This window comes from Hungatella sp. SL.1.14 (assembly GCF_024460495.1).
Classification (GTDB): domain Bacteria; phylum Bacillota; class Clostridia; order Lachnospirales; family Lachnospiraceae; genus Hungatella; species Hungatella hathewayi.
This window is the reverse complement of the sequence record NZ_JANFYJ010000006.1, coordinates 47,843-63,904: the sequence shown is the minus strand read 5'-3', so window position 1 is coordinate 63,904 and position 16,062 is coordinate 47,843. Positions and strand designations below refer to the sequence as shown.

Below are 16,062 nucleotides of genomic sequence, written 5' to 3'. Positions count from 1 at the left end.
ATAACTATAACGTATATCTGCCATATAATATCTTGTTCATCTGGCAGATATCCCCTTGATTAAAAACTATTTTACTGTATAAGTTGCATATAAAGCCGCACCATCTATCTTATTAAAAATCACTGCATAATAGTCATTACCTCCGACAGAGATATCTGTTACAAATTTTCCATCGTTCTGAACCGCATCAATGGTTGCTGCATACATTCCATCTGCCGTATAAATTTTCACGCAATGACTACCATCTGCTGACGTACTAAAACCTCCTTCCACATAATATGTATTGGGGAACAGAAAATCACGAATCCCATTCCAATTTTGAGAATAAGGCAATTCCGTCTTTTTTATTTCGGGTAATGTAGTCTTTTCCGCCCAAACCATATCCTGATCCATAATCCATTTCGCTTTATCTTCCAAATAAAGGATTCCAAGCTGGGAAGTAATATTTAACTTAGTGACTTCATAAATCAAATCCTTTATCTGCTCTTCAGACCTTTTGTTACCATTTTCATCTAATGACGGGCAGTCATCGTATACGAATCCTTTTCCCGGATATATAGGTACATTTATATTTTCATACTCTGAATGAAATGCCGCCGCTTCTTCTGGCGTTAGTTTCCTTGCTTCACCATTTGCTACAGTTTTTGTTCCCTGTGCCGCAAAAACCGATACTGATTTTGCAATTGTTAATATGAGAACTAAAATCAGTCCGCCTTTTTTCTAAAACTTTTCATTTTTTATCCCTTTCTTCCAAAAAATTTATACTTTCTGCAACTTTTAATATCTCATCTTTACCAAGATACGTGGTTATAATAAAAAAGCCTTTATCATTGTTCCAGATTAGTACATTCTCAAACCGTTCATCAGTGGCTGAAAAATATTGTCCCAGCGAACCATTTATCGTAATATCAGTAATAATATGATTTTCATTATCTACGTTTACACTTACGCTTTTATAGTTTTCCAGAGAAAGTCTTTCTCCGTTTTCATTTTCATATGCAATGTGGTACATACTAGCAGAATTAGATTCCTCTACTTTATAAAACCCCTCCGGGACATACCCTATATTAAACGGTTCCAGTTCTTCATCAGGTGCGTTATAGTCAATTTCGATATATCGGCTGGTAAACCGCACCAGAATATCATAACAGGCTGCTCTTACTTCATTGAATTGAAGCAGGGCAATGAAACTGACTCCTACGGTTATAAAGATCACAGCGACGATTTTTTTCGTAATTCTCTGAACTTTGCTAAACCATTGCCTGCGCCAGAAACGCTTAATCATCTTCCGGATTTTATAATCACAGGCATCCGATATCTGGAGATTGTCTATTTCCTCCTGAGGCGGATAAGGTTCTATTTCATTCATGCTGTTTTGTATAACAGCTGCTTTTAGCAGAACTTCAAACCACTCATCATTCAATCCGTTCTTCATGATTACGAACCTCCCTTATTGTGCCGCAATATTTTGTCCCAATATAATCTCATTTTGATGGTTTACTTATTTCTGCTCAACAGGTTACTTATTTTATATTTTCGGCTATTTTTAATATCTCATCTTTATCAAGATACGTGGCTATAATAAAAAAGCCTTTATCATTGTACCATATTAGCATGTTTTGGGACTTTTCATCTGTGGCTGAGAAATACTGTCCGGGCGAGCCATTTATCGTAACATCCGTAATAGCATGATGTTCGTTATCCAAATTTGAACCTCCGCTTTTATAGTTATGCAGAGAAATTTTTTCTCCATTTTCATTTTCATATCTAATGGAATGCATACCGGCGTAATTAGAATCCTCTATTTTATAAAATCCCTCTGGAACATATCCTATATTAATTGGCTCAAGTTCTTCGTCAGGAGCGTTATAATCAAATTGAATGTATTTACTGGTAATCTGCACCAGAATATTATAACAGGCGGCCCTTACCTCCTTAAATTGAAGCAAAGCAATAAAACTAATCCCTATAGTCATGAAAATTATAGCAACGGTTTTTTTCATAATTCTCCGGGCTTTGCTGAACCTTTGCCTGCGGCAGAAGCGCTTAATCATCTTCCGGATTTTATGATCACAGGCATCCGATATCTGGAGCTTGTGCATTTCCTCCTGAGGCGGATACTGCTCTATTTCATTCAAGCTGTTTTGTATAACAGCCGCTTTTAACAGGACTTCAAACCACGTATCATTCCATTCACTTTTCATGGTTATGAACCTCCCTTCTTATTGCGCAGCAATATCTTGGCCCGATATAATCTCATTTGAACGGTTTTCTTTTTTATATGCAGAAAATCGGCTATCTCATCATCACTAAGCTCTACTATATATTTTAATTCAAGAACCTCTTTATAATGTTCTTCCAGTTTATTGATTTCCTCCACCAGATAATCAAAGTATTCCCTATTTATGATATCTTCCAGAATATCGTTCTGTTCGGTCTCCACAGTTTCAATATCCTCAAAGGAATCTTCCTCGATTCTGCTTTTTCTGCGCAGGTAACTCCGGCAATAATTACGGGCTATGGTAATGACATAATTCCTGCTTCTCTGCTCATCAGACATATCTATTTTCTGCAGATTTTTACCGATGATGATGTAAATATCCTGCAATAAATCCTCTGCCTGAAATTTATCTTTTTCATAGATTGATATTGTGTACAGGACTATCTTCCTGTATTTTTCGTACAGAATTGTAAATTTATCACACTCCTCTTTCGTATCAAATACAAACAATATCATCCTCAGTCTCCTCCCGGTTATCAATGCTTTGCCTCTGGCAATCATTCTTATATCGGTATATCACAGTTTTCACTTCCTTACTGAATCTGTCTCCAGTCCAATGCTGTTGTAAGTGCGGTTTCGTAGCTTTGAATTTTAGTATTGTATTCTTCCTCTGTAATTTCAGTTCCATTTTGAGAATAGGTAAACATGGCAGTATCTCCCTCCTGGGAACCTGCTGAGGCAAAGGAATCCACCAATTTGTGACTTACCCCATCGGCATCTATCCTGTAAAAATCAACTCCAGATTCTCCCGCGCTGCCGCTATAACACACTTTTATAATTCCATTTGCATAAAGTGAAACATTCGTTCTGTACCCAAAGTCCATTTCCGGAAAAATATGAACCACATTGCTTCCATCAAAGGTATACAGGTCATAATTCCTGAGGGGAAGGCCGGAACCTGATGCGCTGTCTTCACCGCCCGCAATAATCAGTTCCTCTATCCCATTTCCGTCTATGTCATAAAATGCATAGTATACATCCTGCTTGTAGTTACGGATTTCAGCACCAATGTCCTCTCCAAAACTACTGTCATAGGCTTCCAAGTCCCCATGATCCAGAAGGTCTGTGTAAAAATCATTCTGAACCATATCCTTATATTCTGCCAGAACATGATTATAAACATCTGTATCACCAGATGATGTCTCCTGATTATCTGTCACATCATTCTTATTTTCTGAATCCATAATTTGAATTTCTTCCTTGGTTGAGTCATATCCGGCCTGTGCTTGTTCAGTACCAGGCCCGCATCCTGCAATTAAAAGTGTTACTGATAATGCCACTGCTGCTATCACATATGTTTTACTTATTTTTCTGTTTTTCATAATGCTCCTTAATCGAATTTGACTTTCTCTTTCTTCATCTGTGGGGCCTGTTTTAAAGCAGGACCGCGTTACTGTGGAAATGACACAGTAAGAACTTTCGTATCAAATACAAGCAATATTTTCTTCAGTCCCCTTCCGGTTATAAATGCTTTTCCTTCAGCAATCGTTTTCATGTCGATGTATCATAGAGGCCATAATATACTTAAACGGGCCTCTATAAATACATTAACGCATTTTTTTCGCATTGTACTACAAGTTTAATTTGATTTACACATTTTTTTACAAGCTGAATGTATATATCACAGGTTTTCTCCATAGAAAATATTGTACTCATGCCCAGCAACCATATTGTCACCCTCCTCATAAAAACAGCCCACAGATATCTTTAGACATATCCATGGGCTAATGTGAGGCTTATGCTACAAATTTTTAGTTTCAGTTTGTTTTTTATTTCGGCACTCATCATCTGTCTGGATGATCCTTGTAACTGGCGATATGCTTTCTGCTGAGCATATTAGGAATCAAAAAAATAAGTTGACTGTTCTGTTATAAACAGCATATCTCAATTGCCGGATACCTATTGTTTATCGTTACTCATCGTAAAGCATTTTACTTTTTTGAAAATTCCTGTAACTCCATATTTACAAATCGTGAAATCATTTCCCGATATAATGCTTCTACCATGTCTGCATCCGCACCATATTCTTCTGCTTTCTTCCGGACTTTGGCAATGACTGCTTCCACACGATCAGGGGCTTTGACACCGGCCTCATTCTTCTTAAATTTAGAAGCCTGAATCACATAATTCCCCCTCTCTGCTATCAGTTTTATGATCTCGTTATCGATTCGGTCAATATTGGAACGTACTTCTTCTAAACTGCTGCACTGCATAATCGTATCTCCTTTTGCCATATCCATTATAAAGTTATCTTTATTTCTGCAGAACTATTTCTTTCCACCTCTCATCATCCTTCAAAAATCCATAGCTTTCTTCATCCCGAAAACATTTTAATAAATTGTTCTTCAGTTCAGCCAGGAACTCCTCCCTCATTTCCTTAAATTCCATATGCCCGTAAAGAGGGGACCTATAAAAGCTGCCTATCTGCCCTATGCTGGAAAGCATTTCTTTCATTGTAGCAATGACTGTATCTGCATCCTGTTCCACTGTTGCAATATCAAGCCGGGAAGACACCTCACAATATTTTCCCATTTCAAAGCATCTCGCCAGCTCCTCCTGCTTCCTTACCAGCATATGCGCCCGGTCCATCTCGCCCTGATCCATTGCCAGCATATACATTCCATGAAGCGCCCCACTTGCCAGCTGATAATGTGAGTAAAGAAGCTCCTCATAGGCTTTATATGCCTCGGAGATACAGTTAGTCCTGCCGTAAATTTGTGCCTGTTTCATTTTCTTTATCGGATCCTGCACAGAAAAATATTTTAGATATTCCTCTGCCTTATCATATCTCTTTTTTCGCAGATAAAAGCTAAATAATGCATCGGCCGCACGGCTGCGGATTGTCTCGTCATCGCTTTCTAACCCCCGGGCATACAGGGAACAGATATAATCATCATATTGATTTGCGTCAGGCAGTTCCTGCACCATACGTTGTGCATCCAGAATTACTGCCAGCTGCAAAATCAGCTGTTCACAATTCGGATACTGTTCCAGTTTCTTCTTTACCCACAGAAACGCCTCTTCATAAGGCTTTTCCTTCAGCATGGAATCCGCTTCATAAACAAGTGCTTTTATTTCCTCTGCTGTCAGTTCCTCACGGAATGACAATAAAATATCCGTCGTAATGCCTAAAAGCCTGGCAATGGGCGCCAACAGCGTGATATCCGGCATAGAAGCTCCATTCTCCCACTTATTTACCGCCGGCGCCGTAACTCCAAGCCTGCCCCCCATCTCTTCCTGTGTCATGTTTTTATTTTTACGATATTTACGGATTACCTGTCCTAACTGCATATCAATGCCTCCTTATTTTTTGCATTGGCCTTTGCTGATTTTATGATAGCAGACAGCTACCATCTTCACAACTGAACAGGCGTTAAGTATCTTTCAAAAATATTAACTATCGCTCATATTCAAGATAGGCCGCCTCTTTTCAATTAGGCAAAGATAATCCGACCGTATGTATTTCAATTTGCTACTCTGCATTCTTAAAATATGTCGAATAACCATTATTTACAATTGTTCCATTTTGGGAGACTTGCCCCGCAATAAGAAACATATTCAAAATATCAACACATGAACCGCCGGCATTTATAATACAAAGGATAATAATAAACCAATTTGAGATTCCTAAAATTAATAAAACCGCAGGAAGTATGAAAGATAGCAGCAACAGCGGCATGATCGATATAAGCATAAATCTCTTTTTTGTCATTATTTCTTCCGTATACACAAAGCCGAATCCACCGTTAAATCCCCAATAGGTACATGGTGAATGAAATACACCGGGAACAAATAGGGCATGTATCAGCTCATGTATAAGCAGGAATAGAATGACAGCCAAAATATATCCCAGGCTTTTTATGCTAATTTGAAATTCGACTATAAAACCGTCCGAATTGATAAAACTTTTAAATACAGGTGAGAGTAAAAAAAGCCATATTCCATTGACCGTCATCAATATGATAGAAATTGGAAGCGAATACAAAATTGCTATACCCAAATTGGAGGGTTCCTTTAATCTATTCCAGCCAGATGATAGTAATTCTTTTGTTCTCTTTTTATTCTCGCCAGGTATTTTTTTCATAAATTGCATGTTTAAGTAATCTCCTCAGTCTCCTATTTGTGTTCCGTTCAACCTACCTGCAGGCGAAAAGCTGCTTTACGGGAAATAGTGGTTTACCATGCTCCTGGCCTGATTTAACCATTCTTCCCGCTCAGTGCAGCTGCTGTAAGCAACCACTCGAAACATGATTCGATCAAACACCGATACGCCGCAAAAATCAAAGATACAGTCCTTCCAAAGGCGGTTTAGCGGGTCACCAAATGTTTCAACTTCTCGCCTCTCGGGGGTATTTGAAGTATTGAATACAAGCCCTGCCTTTGCATTCAAAAGCCCAATAGGAAGTCCGCCGCCATTATCACCTTTCGGAAAAGTATAAGCAATGTTTTCCCGTAATACCCGGTCAACCCAGCCTTTTAATATTGCCGGCGGCTGTCCCCACCAGTTTGGGTGAACAATAATAATCCCGTCTGCTTCCCGGATTTCCTGTTGATGGAGCGCAACCAGACTATCTTTAGTTTGGTCGCTCACCAATTCTTCTTTGGGAATAACAGGATTAAAATTCTCCTGGTATAAATCATGAAACATAACCTGATGGCCGTTTTCCCTTAATGCTTCAACAACCGTTTTTGCAATAGCAGCATTAAAGCTGCCTTCATATGGATGTCCTAAAATAACCGATACTTTCATTGATACCTCCTTGTCAACTTTCCATTTATTCTGAATTCTACCCGTTATCTGCACCACCAATCCACATCCATAGAACCAACTCCTTTCAAAAAACAAAAAGCCCCTGTCCCCAAAGGAACAGAAGCCATAAACTCTGCAATGCCACCTACTCGGTTTTTCACATACAAACATATGCTCTCATCATAACGGTTAGAGTTTCCGTCAGCGCCTACTTGAAATTCGGGCTGCCCTCATAAGCCCATTCACCGCAGCTTGAAATGCCTTCTTCCACCAATGAAGGCTCTCTGTGATTTCTCCGCCATGGTTACTCCGCTTACTCAACGGTTTTTCATGTAAAATTGAACTTATTGTACTCCTCTGCAGAAACACTGTCAATAAGGCATTTGTAAAAACTAAAATTCTTAAGCCGCTCATAGACAATTCATAACCTCTTCATAGCTCAGCCCTGAGATTTCACAGCTTTCTGATTATGCCTGGAATTTCCCGCATAGTCAAATCTTGGACCGCACAGTCTAAATTCAAAGGTTTCCCGGTCAACCGCGCCAACTACCTGGTCACTGTCATACAGCTCCATCAGGAACGCTGCCATCTGCCAGCTGGTGTGGTAGGTTCCAAAGAGCCTGTCATAATCATACTCACCGGCATTGTTTGCCACTCTTCCAAATTCTGTTTTTGTGGCTGCCGGCGCCAGAACCTTGGCCCGCATCTTCGCCCCAACTTCCTCTAATTCCCTTGCCAGGCCTTCCGTGAATGTACTGACATAAAATTTTGCCGCACAATAAGTAACGGCAGTAGGTACGATTGTGTATCCGCCACAAGAGGATATATTAATAAGCTGCGTCCCCTCTGTGTCCTTATAATCCCGCACAAACAAGGAAGATAAAATCGTAAGCGCTTCCACGTTTAAGTGGAGCATACTTTCAATCTTTCTCAAATCCTGATGCGCCACGCTGTCATAGTTCCCAAAACCTGCATTATTAATCCATGTATCCAGCGGATACTCCTTCAGGCTTTCATAGAACTGATACACATTTTCCATAACGGATAGATCCGTGGCTCTGACCACCACATCCAGCGCAGGATTGTTCGATAAAATGTCTTTCTTCAGGGCTTCAAGATTATCCTGGCGGCGTGCTGCCACAACCAGGTTCCTTCCACGGGCGGCAAATGCCTTGGCTGTCTCATCACCGATGCCGGAACTGGCACCGGTGATTACCGTATATGCTCCTTTTTTCTGTACCATTTGAAAATCCTCCTTTATCTTGATATAATCGACTATACAATGTAGAGTAAACTCTATGTCAAGAAATTTTACCTGGAGGTGAATTTACCTTGGAATATTCAATCGGTGAATTTTCCAGGCTCACGGGCCTGGGAATCCATACCCTGCGCTATTATGAACAGGAAGGCCTTATTGCCCCGGAACGTAATTCCGGCAACCGCCGCCGGTATTCAGACCGGGACATTGCATGGATCAGCTTTATTAAACGCCTCAAGGATACCGGAATGCCCATTAAAGAGATTAAACGGTACGCACAGCTGCGGGCCGAGGGGAATCCGACGCTTCAGGCACGGCTGGAAATGCTGGTGCAGCACCGGCAGGCATTAAATGAACAGATTATGCAGCTCCAGGAGCACCGGGACCGGCTGGATGAAAAAATTGATTTTTACAGGAACGAAATCGGGAAGTAAAAGCACCATGCAACCAATAGTTTCCTGATAGTTGGTAGAAAGTAGCCACCCAGGCAGATATCATTTGCTTAAATACATTTCAAGGAGGCATATAACATGGACACACTGGGAAAACGCATCGCATACTACAGAAAACTACAGGGACTTTCACAAGAAAAGGTGGCCGAGCATATTGGTATCAGCCGGCAGGCAGTTACTAAGTGGGAGAACGATAATTCCAGGCCAAATACAGATAATCTGCTGCAATTATCCGCGCTGTTTGAAATTCCATTAAATGAACTGGTTTCTTCTTACTCGGAAGACCATTCACCAGAGGAGAAAGCAACGCGGATAGATGAAAATGGTTTGTTAAGAAACCGTATGCGAATCATTATCCCCATTTTCCTATTTACGTGTGGGATGAATTTACTGGGAATCAGCTTTCATACTTACAATGCAGATGGAGCTATAAACCGGGCGTTTTGGCTTTTTTCGATGCTGTCGGTTTTTATCCCTGCCTGTTTCATGGGTACTAATATCCTGCTTGACAAAGAACTTGACAGAGTAAAAACTGCAAGAGTGGAATTACTCTATGTCATTTTTCAGGCAGGGATTCTTATTTTAGGAGAAGTGTTGATTGGAAATATTATCAGTTTGGCGCTGTCTGCTCTGGTATACTGGGGTTATGTTGTGAAAATCAACAGGAGCAAATTAAACAGGCCGCTTTATATTGACAAATCAAAAAAACAAGCCAAACGTGATAGTTCTTCTCCTGATTTCCATTAGATATGCTCTGCGAATACCGTAAAATAGAAAGAGCTGCCAAAGTTTCTCCTGGCAGCTCTTTCGTTATACTCATATGGAATATCATTTATCTATAATTGCTCATAGGATACCGTACTGGAAAGCGGCTTGCGGAGCCTTCCATGGCGATCCGGCGACAATGCAGGTTCTTTCTCTGTATCTGCATAGCCAATCGCCAGGATATTGACCGGTTCCAGCCCCTCCGGAATTGCCAACTCCTCTTTCAGTACATCCGGCTTAAAATAGCAGATCCAAACGGAACCCAGACCCAGATCTGTGGCCTCCATCATCATATGGTCCGTAATGATACTGGCATCAATATCCGTCAGCTTTTTGCCGTCAAAAGGCCTTGTCCAGGTTACATTCCTGTCACTGCAGATGATGATTACCAGCGGCGCCCCATAAGTATTTGCTGCTTTTCCGACCTTATTCATTCCCTCATCACTCTCTACAACAATCAAATGCTGAGGCTGGTTATTTGCTCCCGTAGGCGCCACATGGGCGGCCTCCAGAATCGCTTCCAGTTTCTCTTTCTCCACCTTTTTTTCGGTATAAGCCCGAACGCTGTACCTCTTTTTTGCCAAATCCAAAAAGCTCATGATAATCCTTCCTTTCCTGTGTCAATTTTATTTTTAACCGAATACCGGAGGTAATTGCCTTATCCGTTATTCCATGCTATAATTCTAACATTGATTTTCAAAAAAGGAAGAACGCACTTTTTCCATATATACTATATAAAAAGATAGCGTGAGGAGGAACTTATGAAAAGCTGTCCCAGCAGTTATAACTGTCCGGTAGAAGCCACGCTGGACCTAATCGGCGGGAAATATAAAGCCCTTATCCTGTGGCACCTGATCGACAATATATTAAGGTTTAATGAAATCAGTAAGTTAATCCCCCAGGCGACACCTAAAATGCTGACGCAGCAGTTAAGGGAACTGGAAGCAGACCAGTTAATCACCCGCACAGTCTACCCAGTTGTGCCACCCAAGGTAGAATATTCTTTAAGCAGCTTTGGAAAAAGCATTATTCCGGTTCTGGATTCAATGTGCAATTGGGGAGCCGCTTACCTGGATGGACTGGATGTAAAACCGCCTTGTTCAAAATAACTGGTATCATTTACATGATCCACATGAAAGATACCTTCCTGTCAGATAATTGTCGTAATACTGGCGTTCCTTATTTTTTCCACTTCGGACAAATGGCTGTTGTCGAACAGGTAAATCATGGTTTTAACCGCAAATGCATGTGAGACAATCAGGACATTGTCGCCTTTCTCCAGCGCAGAATTCCCGATACCCTCCAATGCAGACTTTAAGCGTGTTCAGATTTGGTTCAAATGGTGATATGTGGCGGCAAAACTCTTGCTATTGCCACCTGTTTTGCTATTTCTTTTCTTGATTTTTTCTTGATTTTTTTCTATGACTTAAATAAGCTAATGTTCTCAACACTCCAAAACCTACTATGGCAATTCCTACAAAAAATATAAGTGCGCTATGAACCGCCTGAGGCATTGTTGCGCCCAGTCTAATATAACAAATTGCCAATACAATAGCGAATGCTCCCGCGCATATTACAGCTATCAACATATCTATAAAGGGAGTGCTTTTGAATCTGGAGCCGGTCTCCCAAACCCCATTATAGGTCATTACACCAATATACGCCACCCCGCCAACAAGTAAAACGACGGTTTCTCCCACAACAACCGATAAATTTGCCGCAATAAGCAACTGAATCACTATCACCACCGTACAAACAACAAAAGTCAAACCAAATGCAACATTTCCAGCCTTTGTCACCTTTTCTTTTTCCAGCTTGTTGTAATCAGCTACTTTCGATAACGTTTCTTTCAATTCTTTATCCATAATCTCGCTTTTCCTTTCTCCATCTAAAATTTCTTTTACTTCTACATCATAAAACTCTGCCATTTGAATTAGGACACTTAAATCTGGCATATTCATTCCTGTTTCCCACCGGGAGACTGTTCTTCCCGATACAAGAAGACTTTCCGCAAGCTGTTCTTGCGTCAATCCCTTTTCCTTGCGAAGTACCTTTAGAAATTCTCCTATCTTTTTCGTATCCATACTTTCACCTCACTTTCACTTACACATTATCATTAGTGCCAATAGCAAAACACGACACAAAACGAGAAATGCCTTATTTTCACTATTAGACACGATTGTCTAGCTGAATTTTCTTATTTTGCAAAACGATTTTACCAGATACTCACTTGATGACGGAATCTTCGAATTTAAGCATTCTTTTTGAAAAGATGAGGATAAAAATATCCTGCGTATAACGCCGCTTATGCACATATGCGGATAAGCGGCGGAACGCAGCATCCGACCATTTAATCGTCAGAAACAACTGGTTCCAGATCAATACGGTCAGCGGAGCCAAAGCCAGCGCAATCGCATACAGCATTGCTGAAACCGCGAAAGCAAACAAATTGAAGCCGTATTGGTATTTTCACTATCTGCTGGAAGAGCTGCCAAAGCATGGGGAACTGGGATCTTTCTTATATCGAGCAATTGTTTCCATGGTCGGAAACATTGCCGGAGTGCTACCAGAAAAAGATATCCAAAAACTGATCCGTTTTGTTTCTATCTGCCGTCCACAAAAGACGGCATTATTTTTAGCCAGATACTGGCTATGGGGCATTTACATTACATCTTCTATCACAGCCAAAAAGACCTACACCACATAAATAGTACCCCATATATGATATTCATAGGCTACTATCATATATGGAGTACTATATATATTCAAATATTATTATGACATAAAAAATAGGATTTTATTTTAGAGATAATCTAAAATATTATTGTCAAAATAATTACAGGTTACATCTAAGGACCATGTACCAGAACCCGCATGGTTTAAGTCTATATGAGAATTTGCTCCCAATACGCCTGTAGCAATGTCGGACACGTATGTAGTATATCCGGTGCTGTAGGAGAAAGTATTGCTGCTTGGGAACTTGGCAGTAATTTGATTCTGGTGGTTAACATCTTGGCATGTATATGAAACACGCCGATTTGACATTGTTACAGCATTATCTGATTTTTCCCATTTTCCATTCACTTTGGTTAATTTATAGCCTTTCAAACCGTTAGAAAGTGTCGTTGACGCATATGTAATCGTAATATACCCATGAACACTTATAGAGTCATCCCATTCATCATTACTCTGGCCACCTCTAGTACTAGGAGTAACTCGCTGCATATTTTTGCTATCTAACGAATAGCTATACGTTTTTGCTATATCACCATTACTACTTCTAAGCTGCATCTGAGGTTCTTCAACCGCCATAACATTGTATTTAATGCCATTTGGGCTGGTCAACGTAATAATACATGTCTCATGTGGTACATCAGACGATAAAGTACTGTTTTCGTTTGCAAAGCTGTAAATGGTATTACTTGCCACAAAAACTAAAGTTAATAATAAAGTTACTATCTTTTTAATTTTCCTCATAATTTCCTCCTAAAATTCTGGTTTTTGTTTTCTTATGTCATAACATATTTAAAATCTTAATTAATCATTGGTATTCATCCTTTGCATATTTTTTTATCTGTTCATCTATTAAAAACTTAGCTTTTGATGCATCACTTTTTGAAGTATAAATATAATACATTATTTCACAAGATGTATTTTCTCCAAACTGCCCTAATATTCTGCCAGTTCTCCTATTTGTTGAGCCCATATTGTTATTTTTTATTTCATATTTTATATTTCCACTTTTTAATGCCTGTTGAGCATAATGAAATAAATCCACTCTATTTGTCATGTATACTTCCTGTCTATTTAACCAAAACATATTTTAACCTCGATTCATATATAAATAATTATTGAACTTTATACTTTAAAACAAACGACTATTTTTTGTAGTCAACTAAATTGTATCACTATGTCTTAACTTTGTCAATGTAATTTGTCCTTGAGTTTCCGTAGTTTAATCCACATATAAATTTTTAAAGTAAACGCAACCCCTATATACGCTGCCAGTTGCATTTACTTTAAAAATATAAAAGGTTGCATTTAGTATGACAAATTTTGTATCATCCTCCTGTCGTGTCTGGGATTACGATTGGAGGTTATCATCATGAAGAAAACTCATTTATCATTAGAAGACAGGTTCACAATCTCACAGATGCTTTCACAACAGTCCTCCTTTAAACAGATTGCCGATGCCCTAAACAAAAACTGCTCCTCCATCTCCCGTGAGATCAGAAATCATTTGCAGTTAGACGCTCCGGCGGATACGGACGCTCCTATAATGCCTGCCTTGCAGACTTTAAGCGTGTTCCTATGCACTCAAAGCTTTCCAACCAGCCGGACTCATCTGCCCATACAAGGATATCAGGAATTTCTTGCAGACGCTGATTCAACTCTTTCATTCCGATTTCCGTCTCCAGCTCCTGGCGAATCTTCTGAGTAAAATCCCTATTTGAAATTCCTTCCAGGCTGCCAAAGCACCACTCACGCAGCCGTTTATCCTGTTTTAGCTTTACCGGATGCTGATGCCGGCCAGAATAATTCGTGCCGTCTCCACCGCCCGTCCACTGTTCGGATATATCCGCCATTGGGATTTTCCTGTTTTAACTTTCGCCGGATCTGGCTGATGATGTTGGTTACTGCTGTTACACAATGTTCACCTGCTTCTTTCCTGACGAACTCATAAATCTGTTCTTTAGAGAATACCCACCCCTGATGTCCGGCCAGGAAGCAAAGAGTAAAAAATTCATATCTGCTTAGTGAAATCTGCACGCCGTCCGGATGCACAGTCTATTCTCTCATCCGGATTTGCCGGCCAGCAAAAGATAATTCCTTCTGGTTCTTCAAGGAGGCAAGTATATCTGCCATTTTATCAGACCGCCTTTCCCAACAGATTTTTCTATCTATACAAAAAAAGCGGGGAATATCACTATACGATACTCTTCCGCTTCCTCGCAGACCAACTCACCCTAGATCTTAAAAAAAAAAATTCAAGAAACTTTCACATTATTTTCAATACTTTTTCACTTTAATCAGTTATATTATCCTCAAAAGAACCTTACGATTCCCATAGCCGCAAAATAGACTACACCTAAATGAAAGGAGCTTTCCATGGATAAAAAAAGAGTTTCCATACCCGTCTTGTTATTCTCCATAATCTGCACAGCCCTATGTACTGTAATTGCATCACAATGGTATTTTATAAAACAGGACGGGGATAAATACAGGACCCAGCTGGCAGGAGAGGTTGTCTCCAATGATGGCCGCCAATTAACTATTAAAGGCCAGGTAACCAATCCAAAAGGCCAGAATGGTACATATGTGGTTAAATATCATACTGGATTAACTGTATATGATTCAGCCAGAAATGAAATAAACTTTTCTGATTTACAACCAGGCAGCCCGATATCTGTTTACTATCACTGGAACATTCCTAAATATGTATCGCCCCGTACGGAATTTGATGAATTATTTGCCCTGGAAGAAAGCCAGCAAATACCTGATGTATCAGCAATTGCCCTTCTTGGGGATGACGAATCAGCAAAATCAATCGACTTTTTTAATACCAACCTTACAACCCCCTGATTAGAGGTTTAAAGAAAAAATTCTGATTTTTAGAAGTCTTCTTTTTTATAATAACATTTTCAAGCTCACAATTACCATGGTAATCTAAGTCAGTGAACCAAAGAATAAACTGCCATGCTACTTTAAATATGCAGAAGTTCCTTAATGTTATTGCCTAAAGCCATATCAGCAATTTCCTTTGATGGACTGACAAATTCAATCAGTTCCCGATATAGATATGGCTCTCCATATGGAGCATCGGAACTAAACAGACACCTTTGAGGCAGCTCTATCAATGCCATTCTGGTAGCTATCGATGCAAATGCAGCCGATAAATCCAAGTACACATTTTTATTTGTTTTTGCGAACTTTATTACCTCAATCCAATTTTTCCCGCCTAAATGTCCGAAGATAACAGGCACTCGCGGATATCGTTCGCACAATCCCATTAACAATTTTATTCCCCCCATTGTAACAGGTGAGAATGTATGCACCCACACAGGACAGATTTCAGTAGCTTCAATGGCCTGAAATACGGTATCTAATTGTAAAATCTGCTGCTCATTTCCCGGTGTGAATTCTCCAATACCCAATAGCGAGTTGGATATGATATAGTCCGTTATCCAGCTCTGTGTTTCATTGAAAGACATCCCTAACGGTACTGGTCCGAATCCCCCGAAACGGTCCGGATGTTTTCTGATAATGGAAACAAGCTCGGATATACTTTTCTGTTGCCGAATGATATTTGCTTCTATACTGTTGGATCCAGATAAAACTTTATAAAGCTTATCCATTTCTATTTCAAGCCCATTCAGTGAAGAGGCTTTTTCCGGATGCGGCACCGTGCTGAATAGGATTGTTTTATCAATTCCGGCTGCGTCCATCATCTGCATCTGCATTTCTGTGGGGAGCATCATATGCTCATGACTGTCAATAATCATATTTTAATCATTCCTTTCCAGCAGATTTTCTGCTATAATCAGGGTATCATTCC

21 protein-coding genes and 2 pseudogenes are annotated in these 16,062 nt (G+C 39.9%); 6 read left to right on the top strand and 17 right to left on the bottom strand.

Translation table 11 applies throughout. The features are described 5' to 3' along the window. Positions 1-66: 66 nt before the first annotated feature. The 10 genes from NE473_RS08335 to NE473_RS08290 all read right to left on the bottom strand — a co-directional run bounded on the left by NE473_RS08335 (position 67) and on the right by NE473_RS08290 (position 8,274). Positions 67-471: a hypothetical protein gene (locus tag NE473_RS08335; protein WP_006775226.1), complete on the bottom strand. Its 405-nt coding sequence runs from the start codon at positions 469-471 to the stop codon at positions 67-69. Positions 472-730: 259 nt separating this feature from the next. Then, a complete protein-coding gene (locus NE473_RS08330) occupies positions 731-1,435 on the bottom strand; it encodes a DUF4367 domain-containing protein (RefSeq protein ID WP_006775227.1) in 705 nt (234 codons plus the stop codon). An 88-nt stretch (positions 1,436-1,523) separates the two neighbouring features. After that, the gene (locus tag NE473_RS08325; RefSeq protein WP_055650794.1) at positions 1,524-2,204 is read right to left on the bottom strand and encodes a DUF4367 domain-containing protein; all 681 of its coding nucleotides are present in this window, start codon (positions 2,202-2,204) and stop codon (positions 1,524-1,526) included. A 2-nt stretch (positions 2,205-2,206) separates the two neighbouring features. Further along, a complete protein-coding gene (locus NE473_RS08320; RefSeq protein ID WP_006775230.1) occupies positions 2,207-2,782 on the bottom strand; it encodes an RNA polymerase sigma factor in 576 nt (191 codons plus the stop codon). Between the two features lie 32 nt (positions 2,783-2,814). Beyond that, entirely contained in the window at positions 2,815-3,603 is a 789-nt protein-coding gene (locus NE473_RS08315; protein WP_006775231.1) for a hypothetical protein, read from the bottom strand. A 609-nt stretch (positions 3,604-4,212) separates the two neighbouring features. Continuing rightward, positions 4,213-4,494: a chorismate mutase gene (locus tag NE473_RS08310; RefSeq protein WP_039892287.1), complete on the bottom strand. Its 282-nt coding sequence runs from the start codon at positions 4,492-4,494 to the stop codon at positions 4,213-4,215. Between the two features lie 40 nt (positions 4,495-4,534). Then, complete coding sequence (locus NE473_RS08305) at positions 4,535-5,572, bottom strand: helix-turn-helix domain-containing protein (RefSeq protein ID WP_006775233.1); 1,038 nt, start codon at positions 5,570-5,572, stop codon at positions 4,535-4,537. 181 nt (positions 5,573-5,753) lie between these two features. Next, the gene (locus NE473_RS08300; RefSeq protein WP_006775234.1) at positions 5,754-6,374 is read right to left on the bottom strand and encodes a DUF3267 domain-containing protein; all 621 of its coding nucleotides are present in this window, start codon (positions 6,372-6,374) and stop codon (positions 5,754-5,756) included. A 66-nt stretch (positions 6,375-6,440) separates the two neighbouring features. After that, the gene (locus tag NE473_RS08295) at positions 6,441-7,031 is read right to left on the bottom strand and encodes an NAD(P)H-dependent oxidoreductase (protein ID WP_039892288.1); all 591 of its coding nucleotides are present in this window, start codon (positions 7,029-7,031) and stop codon (positions 6,441-6,443) included. Between the two features lie 439 nt (positions 7,032-7,470). Further along, the gene (locus NE473_RS08290; RefSeq protein ID WP_006775237.1) at positions 7,471-8,274 is read right to left on the bottom strand and encodes an SDR family NAD(P)-dependent oxidoreductase; all 804 of its coding nucleotides are present in this window, start codon (positions 8,272-8,274) and stop codon (positions 7,471-7,473) included. An 89-nt stretch (positions 8,275-8,363) separates the two neighbouring features. On the opposite strand from NE473_RS08290, the gene NE473_RS08285 reads away from it, so the two are divergent. Then, positions 8,364-8,723: a MerR family transcriptional regulator gene (locus NE473_RS08285; protein WP_055650793.1), complete on the top strand. Its 360-nt coding sequence runs from the start codon at positions 8,364-8,366 to the stop codon at positions 8,721-8,723. Positions 8,724-8,819: 96 nt separating this feature from the next. Further along, complete coding sequence (locus NE473_RS08280; protein ID WP_055650792.1) at positions 8,820-9,488, top strand: helix-turn-helix domain-containing protein; 669 nt, start codon at positions 8,820-8,822, stop codon at positions 9,486-9,488. An 89-nt stretch (positions 9,489-9,577) separates the two neighbouring features. On the opposite strand, the gene NE473_RS08275 is transcribed toward NE473_RS08280, so the two are convergent. Further along, positions 9,578-10,105 (bottom strand): nitroreductase family protein, encoded by a 528-nt coding sequence (locus tag NE473_RS08275; protein ID WP_006777254.1) that lies wholly within the window; start codon positions 10,103-10,105, stop codon positions 9,578-9,580. 162 nt (positions 10,106-10,267) lie between these two features. On the opposite strand from NE473_RS08275, the gene NE473_RS08270 reads away from it, so the two are divergent. Further along, entirely contained in the window at positions 10,268-10,615 is a 348-nt protein-coding gene (locus tag NE473_RS08270) for a winged helix-turn-helix transcriptional regulator (RefSeq protein WP_006777253.1), read from the top strand. 276 nt (positions 10,616-10,891) lie between these two features. Here the strand turns inward: NE473_RS08270 and NE473_RS08265 are convergent, their stop codons facing one another. Continuing rightward, entirely contained in the window at positions 10,892-11,590 is a 699-nt protein-coding gene (locus NE473_RS08265; protein WP_006777251.1) for a helix-turn-helix domain-containing protein, read from the bottom strand. Between the two features lie 241 nt (positions 11,591-11,831). Here NE473_RS08265 and NE473_RS33110 point away from each other — a divergent pair. Beyond that, positions 11,832-12,097: pseudogene (locus NE473_RS33110) on the top strand (transposase domain-containing protein); the annotation flags it as partial. Positions 12,098-12,308: 211 nt separating this feature from the next. On the opposite strand, the gene NE473_RS08250 reads toward NE473_RS33110, so the two are convergent. Together NE473_RS08250 and NE473_RS08245 are read right to left on the bottom strand one after the other, a co-directional pair. Beyond that, positions 12,309-12,983: a hypothetical protein gene (locus NE473_RS08250; RefSeq protein ID WP_006777676.1), complete on the bottom strand. Its 675-nt coding sequence runs from the start codon at positions 12,981-12,983 to the stop codon at positions 12,309-12,311. Positions 12,984-13,047: 64 nt separating this feature from the next. Continuing rightward, positions 13,048-13,296: a hypothetical protein gene (locus NE473_RS08245; protein ID WP_039894240.1), complete on the bottom strand. Its 249-nt coding sequence runs from the start codon at positions 13,294-13,296 to the stop codon at positions 13,048-13,050. A 315-nt stretch (positions 13,297-13,611) separates the two neighbouring features. Between NE473_RS08245 and NE473_RS33105 the strand changes: the two are divergent. Next, positions 13,612-13,728: pseudogene (locus NE473_RS33105) on the top strand (helix-turn-helix domain-containing protein); the annotation flags it as partial. A gap of 52 nt (positions 13,729-13,780) precedes the next feature. Here NE473_RS33105 and NE473_RS33100 read toward each other — a convergent pair. Further along, complete coding sequence (locus NE473_RS33100) at positions 13,781-14,092, bottom strand: hypothetical protein (protein ID WP_006777335.1); 312 nt, start codon at positions 14,090-14,092, stop codon at positions 13,781-13,783. After that, positions 14,001-14,276, bottom strand: coding sequence for a winged helix-turn-helix domain-containing protein (locus NE473_RS32795; protein ID WP_341461068.1), 276 nt, complete (start codon positions 14,274-14,276; stop codon positions 14,001-14,003). The genes NE473_RS33100 and NE473_RS32795 overlap by 92 nt, the downstream gene beginning before the upstream one ends. A gap of 339 nt (positions 14,277-14,615) precedes the next feature. Between NE473_RS32795 and NE473_RS08235 the strand changes: the two genes are divergently transcribed. Further along, positions 14,616-15,089, top strand: coding sequence for a hypothetical protein (locus tag NE473_RS08235; protein WP_006777337.1), 474 nt, complete (start codon positions 14,616-14,618; stop codon positions 15,087-15,089). 122 nt (positions 15,090-15,211) lie between these two features. On the opposite strand, the gene NE473_RS08230 is transcribed toward NE473_RS08235, so the two are convergent. Further along, the gene (locus tag NE473_RS08230; RefSeq protein ID WP_039893876.1) at positions 15,212-16,009 is read right to left on the bottom strand and encodes an amidohydrolase family protein; all 798 of its coding nucleotides are present in this window, start codon (positions 16,007-16,009) and stop codon (positions 15,212-15,214) included. Between the last annotated feature and the right edge of the window lie 53 nt (positions 16,010-16,062).

Bases quoted from the DNA above. Each gene is read 5' to 3' on its own strand.
- NE473_RS08330 (WP_006775227.1), bottom strand. From the start codon at position 1,435: ATGAAGAACGGATTGAATGATGAGTGGTTTGAAGTTCTGCTAAAAGCA.
- NE473_RS08325 (WP_055650794.1), bottom strand. From the start codon at position 2,204: ATGAAAAGTGAATGGAATGATACGTGGTTTGAAGTCCTGTTAAAAGCG.
- NE473_RS08320 (WP_006775230.1), bottom strand. From the start codon at position 2,782: ATGATTGCCAGAGGCAAAGCATTGATAACCGGGAGGAGACTGAGGATG.
- NE473_RS08315 (WP_006775231.1), bottom strand. From the start codon at position 3,603: ATGAAAAACAGAAAAATAAGTAAAACATATGTGATAGCAGCAGTGGCA.
- NE473_RS08310 (WP_039892287.1), bottom strand. From the start codon at position 4,494: ATGCAGTGCAGCAGTTTAGAAGAAGTACGTTCCAATATTGACCGAATC.
- NE473_RS08305 (WP_006775233.1), bottom strand. From the start codon at position 5,572: ATGCAGTTAGGACAGGTAATCCGTAAATATCGTAAAAATAAAAACATG.
- NE473_RS08300 (WP_006775234.1), bottom strand. From the start codon at position 6,374: ATGCAATTTATGAAAAAAATACCTGGCGAGAATAAAAAGAGAACAAAA.
- NE473_RS08295 (WP_039892288.1), bottom strand. From the start codon at position 7,031: ATGAAAGTATCGGTTATTTTAGGACATCCATATGAAGGCAGCTTTAAT.
- NE473_RS08290 (WP_006775237.1), bottom strand. From the start codon at position 8,274: ATGGTACAGAAAAAAGGAGCATATACGGTAATCACCGGTGCCAGTTCC.
- NE473_RS08280 (WP_055650792.1), top strand. From the start codon at position 8,820: ATGGACACACTGGGAAAACGCATCGCATACTACAGAAAACTACAGGGA.
- NE473_RS08275 (WP_006777254.1), bottom strand. From the start codon at position 10,105: ATGAGCTTTTTGGATTTGGCAAAAAAGAGGTACAGCGTTCGGGCTTAT.
- NE473_RS08270 (WP_006777253.1), top strand. From the start codon at position 10,268: ATGAAAAGCTGTCCCAGCAGTTATAACTGTCCGGTAGAAGCCACGCTG.
- NE473_RS08265 (WP_006777251.1), bottom strand. From the start codon at position 11,590: ATGGATACGAAAAAGATAGGAGAATTTCTAAAGGTACTTCGCAAGGAA.
- NE473_RS08250 (WP_006777676.1), bottom strand. From the start codon at position 12,983: ATGAGGAAAATTAAAAAGATAGTAACTTTATTATTAACTTTAGTTTTT.
- NE473_RS08245 (WP_039894240.1), bottom strand. From the start codon at position 13,296: ATGACAAATAGAGTGGATTTATTTCATTATGCTCAACAGGCATTAAAA.
- NE473_RS33100 (WP_006777335.1), bottom strand. From the start codon at position 14,092: ATGGCGGATATATCCGAACAGTGGACGGGCGGTGGAGACGGCACGAAT.
- NE473_RS08235 (WP_006777337.1), top strand. From the start codon at position 14,616: ATGGATAAAAAAAGAGTTTCCATACCCGTCTTGTTATTCTCCATAATC.
- NE473_RS08230 (WP_039893876.1), bottom strand. From the start codon at position 16,009: ATGATTATTGACAGTCATGAGCATATGATGCTCCCCACAGAAATGCAG.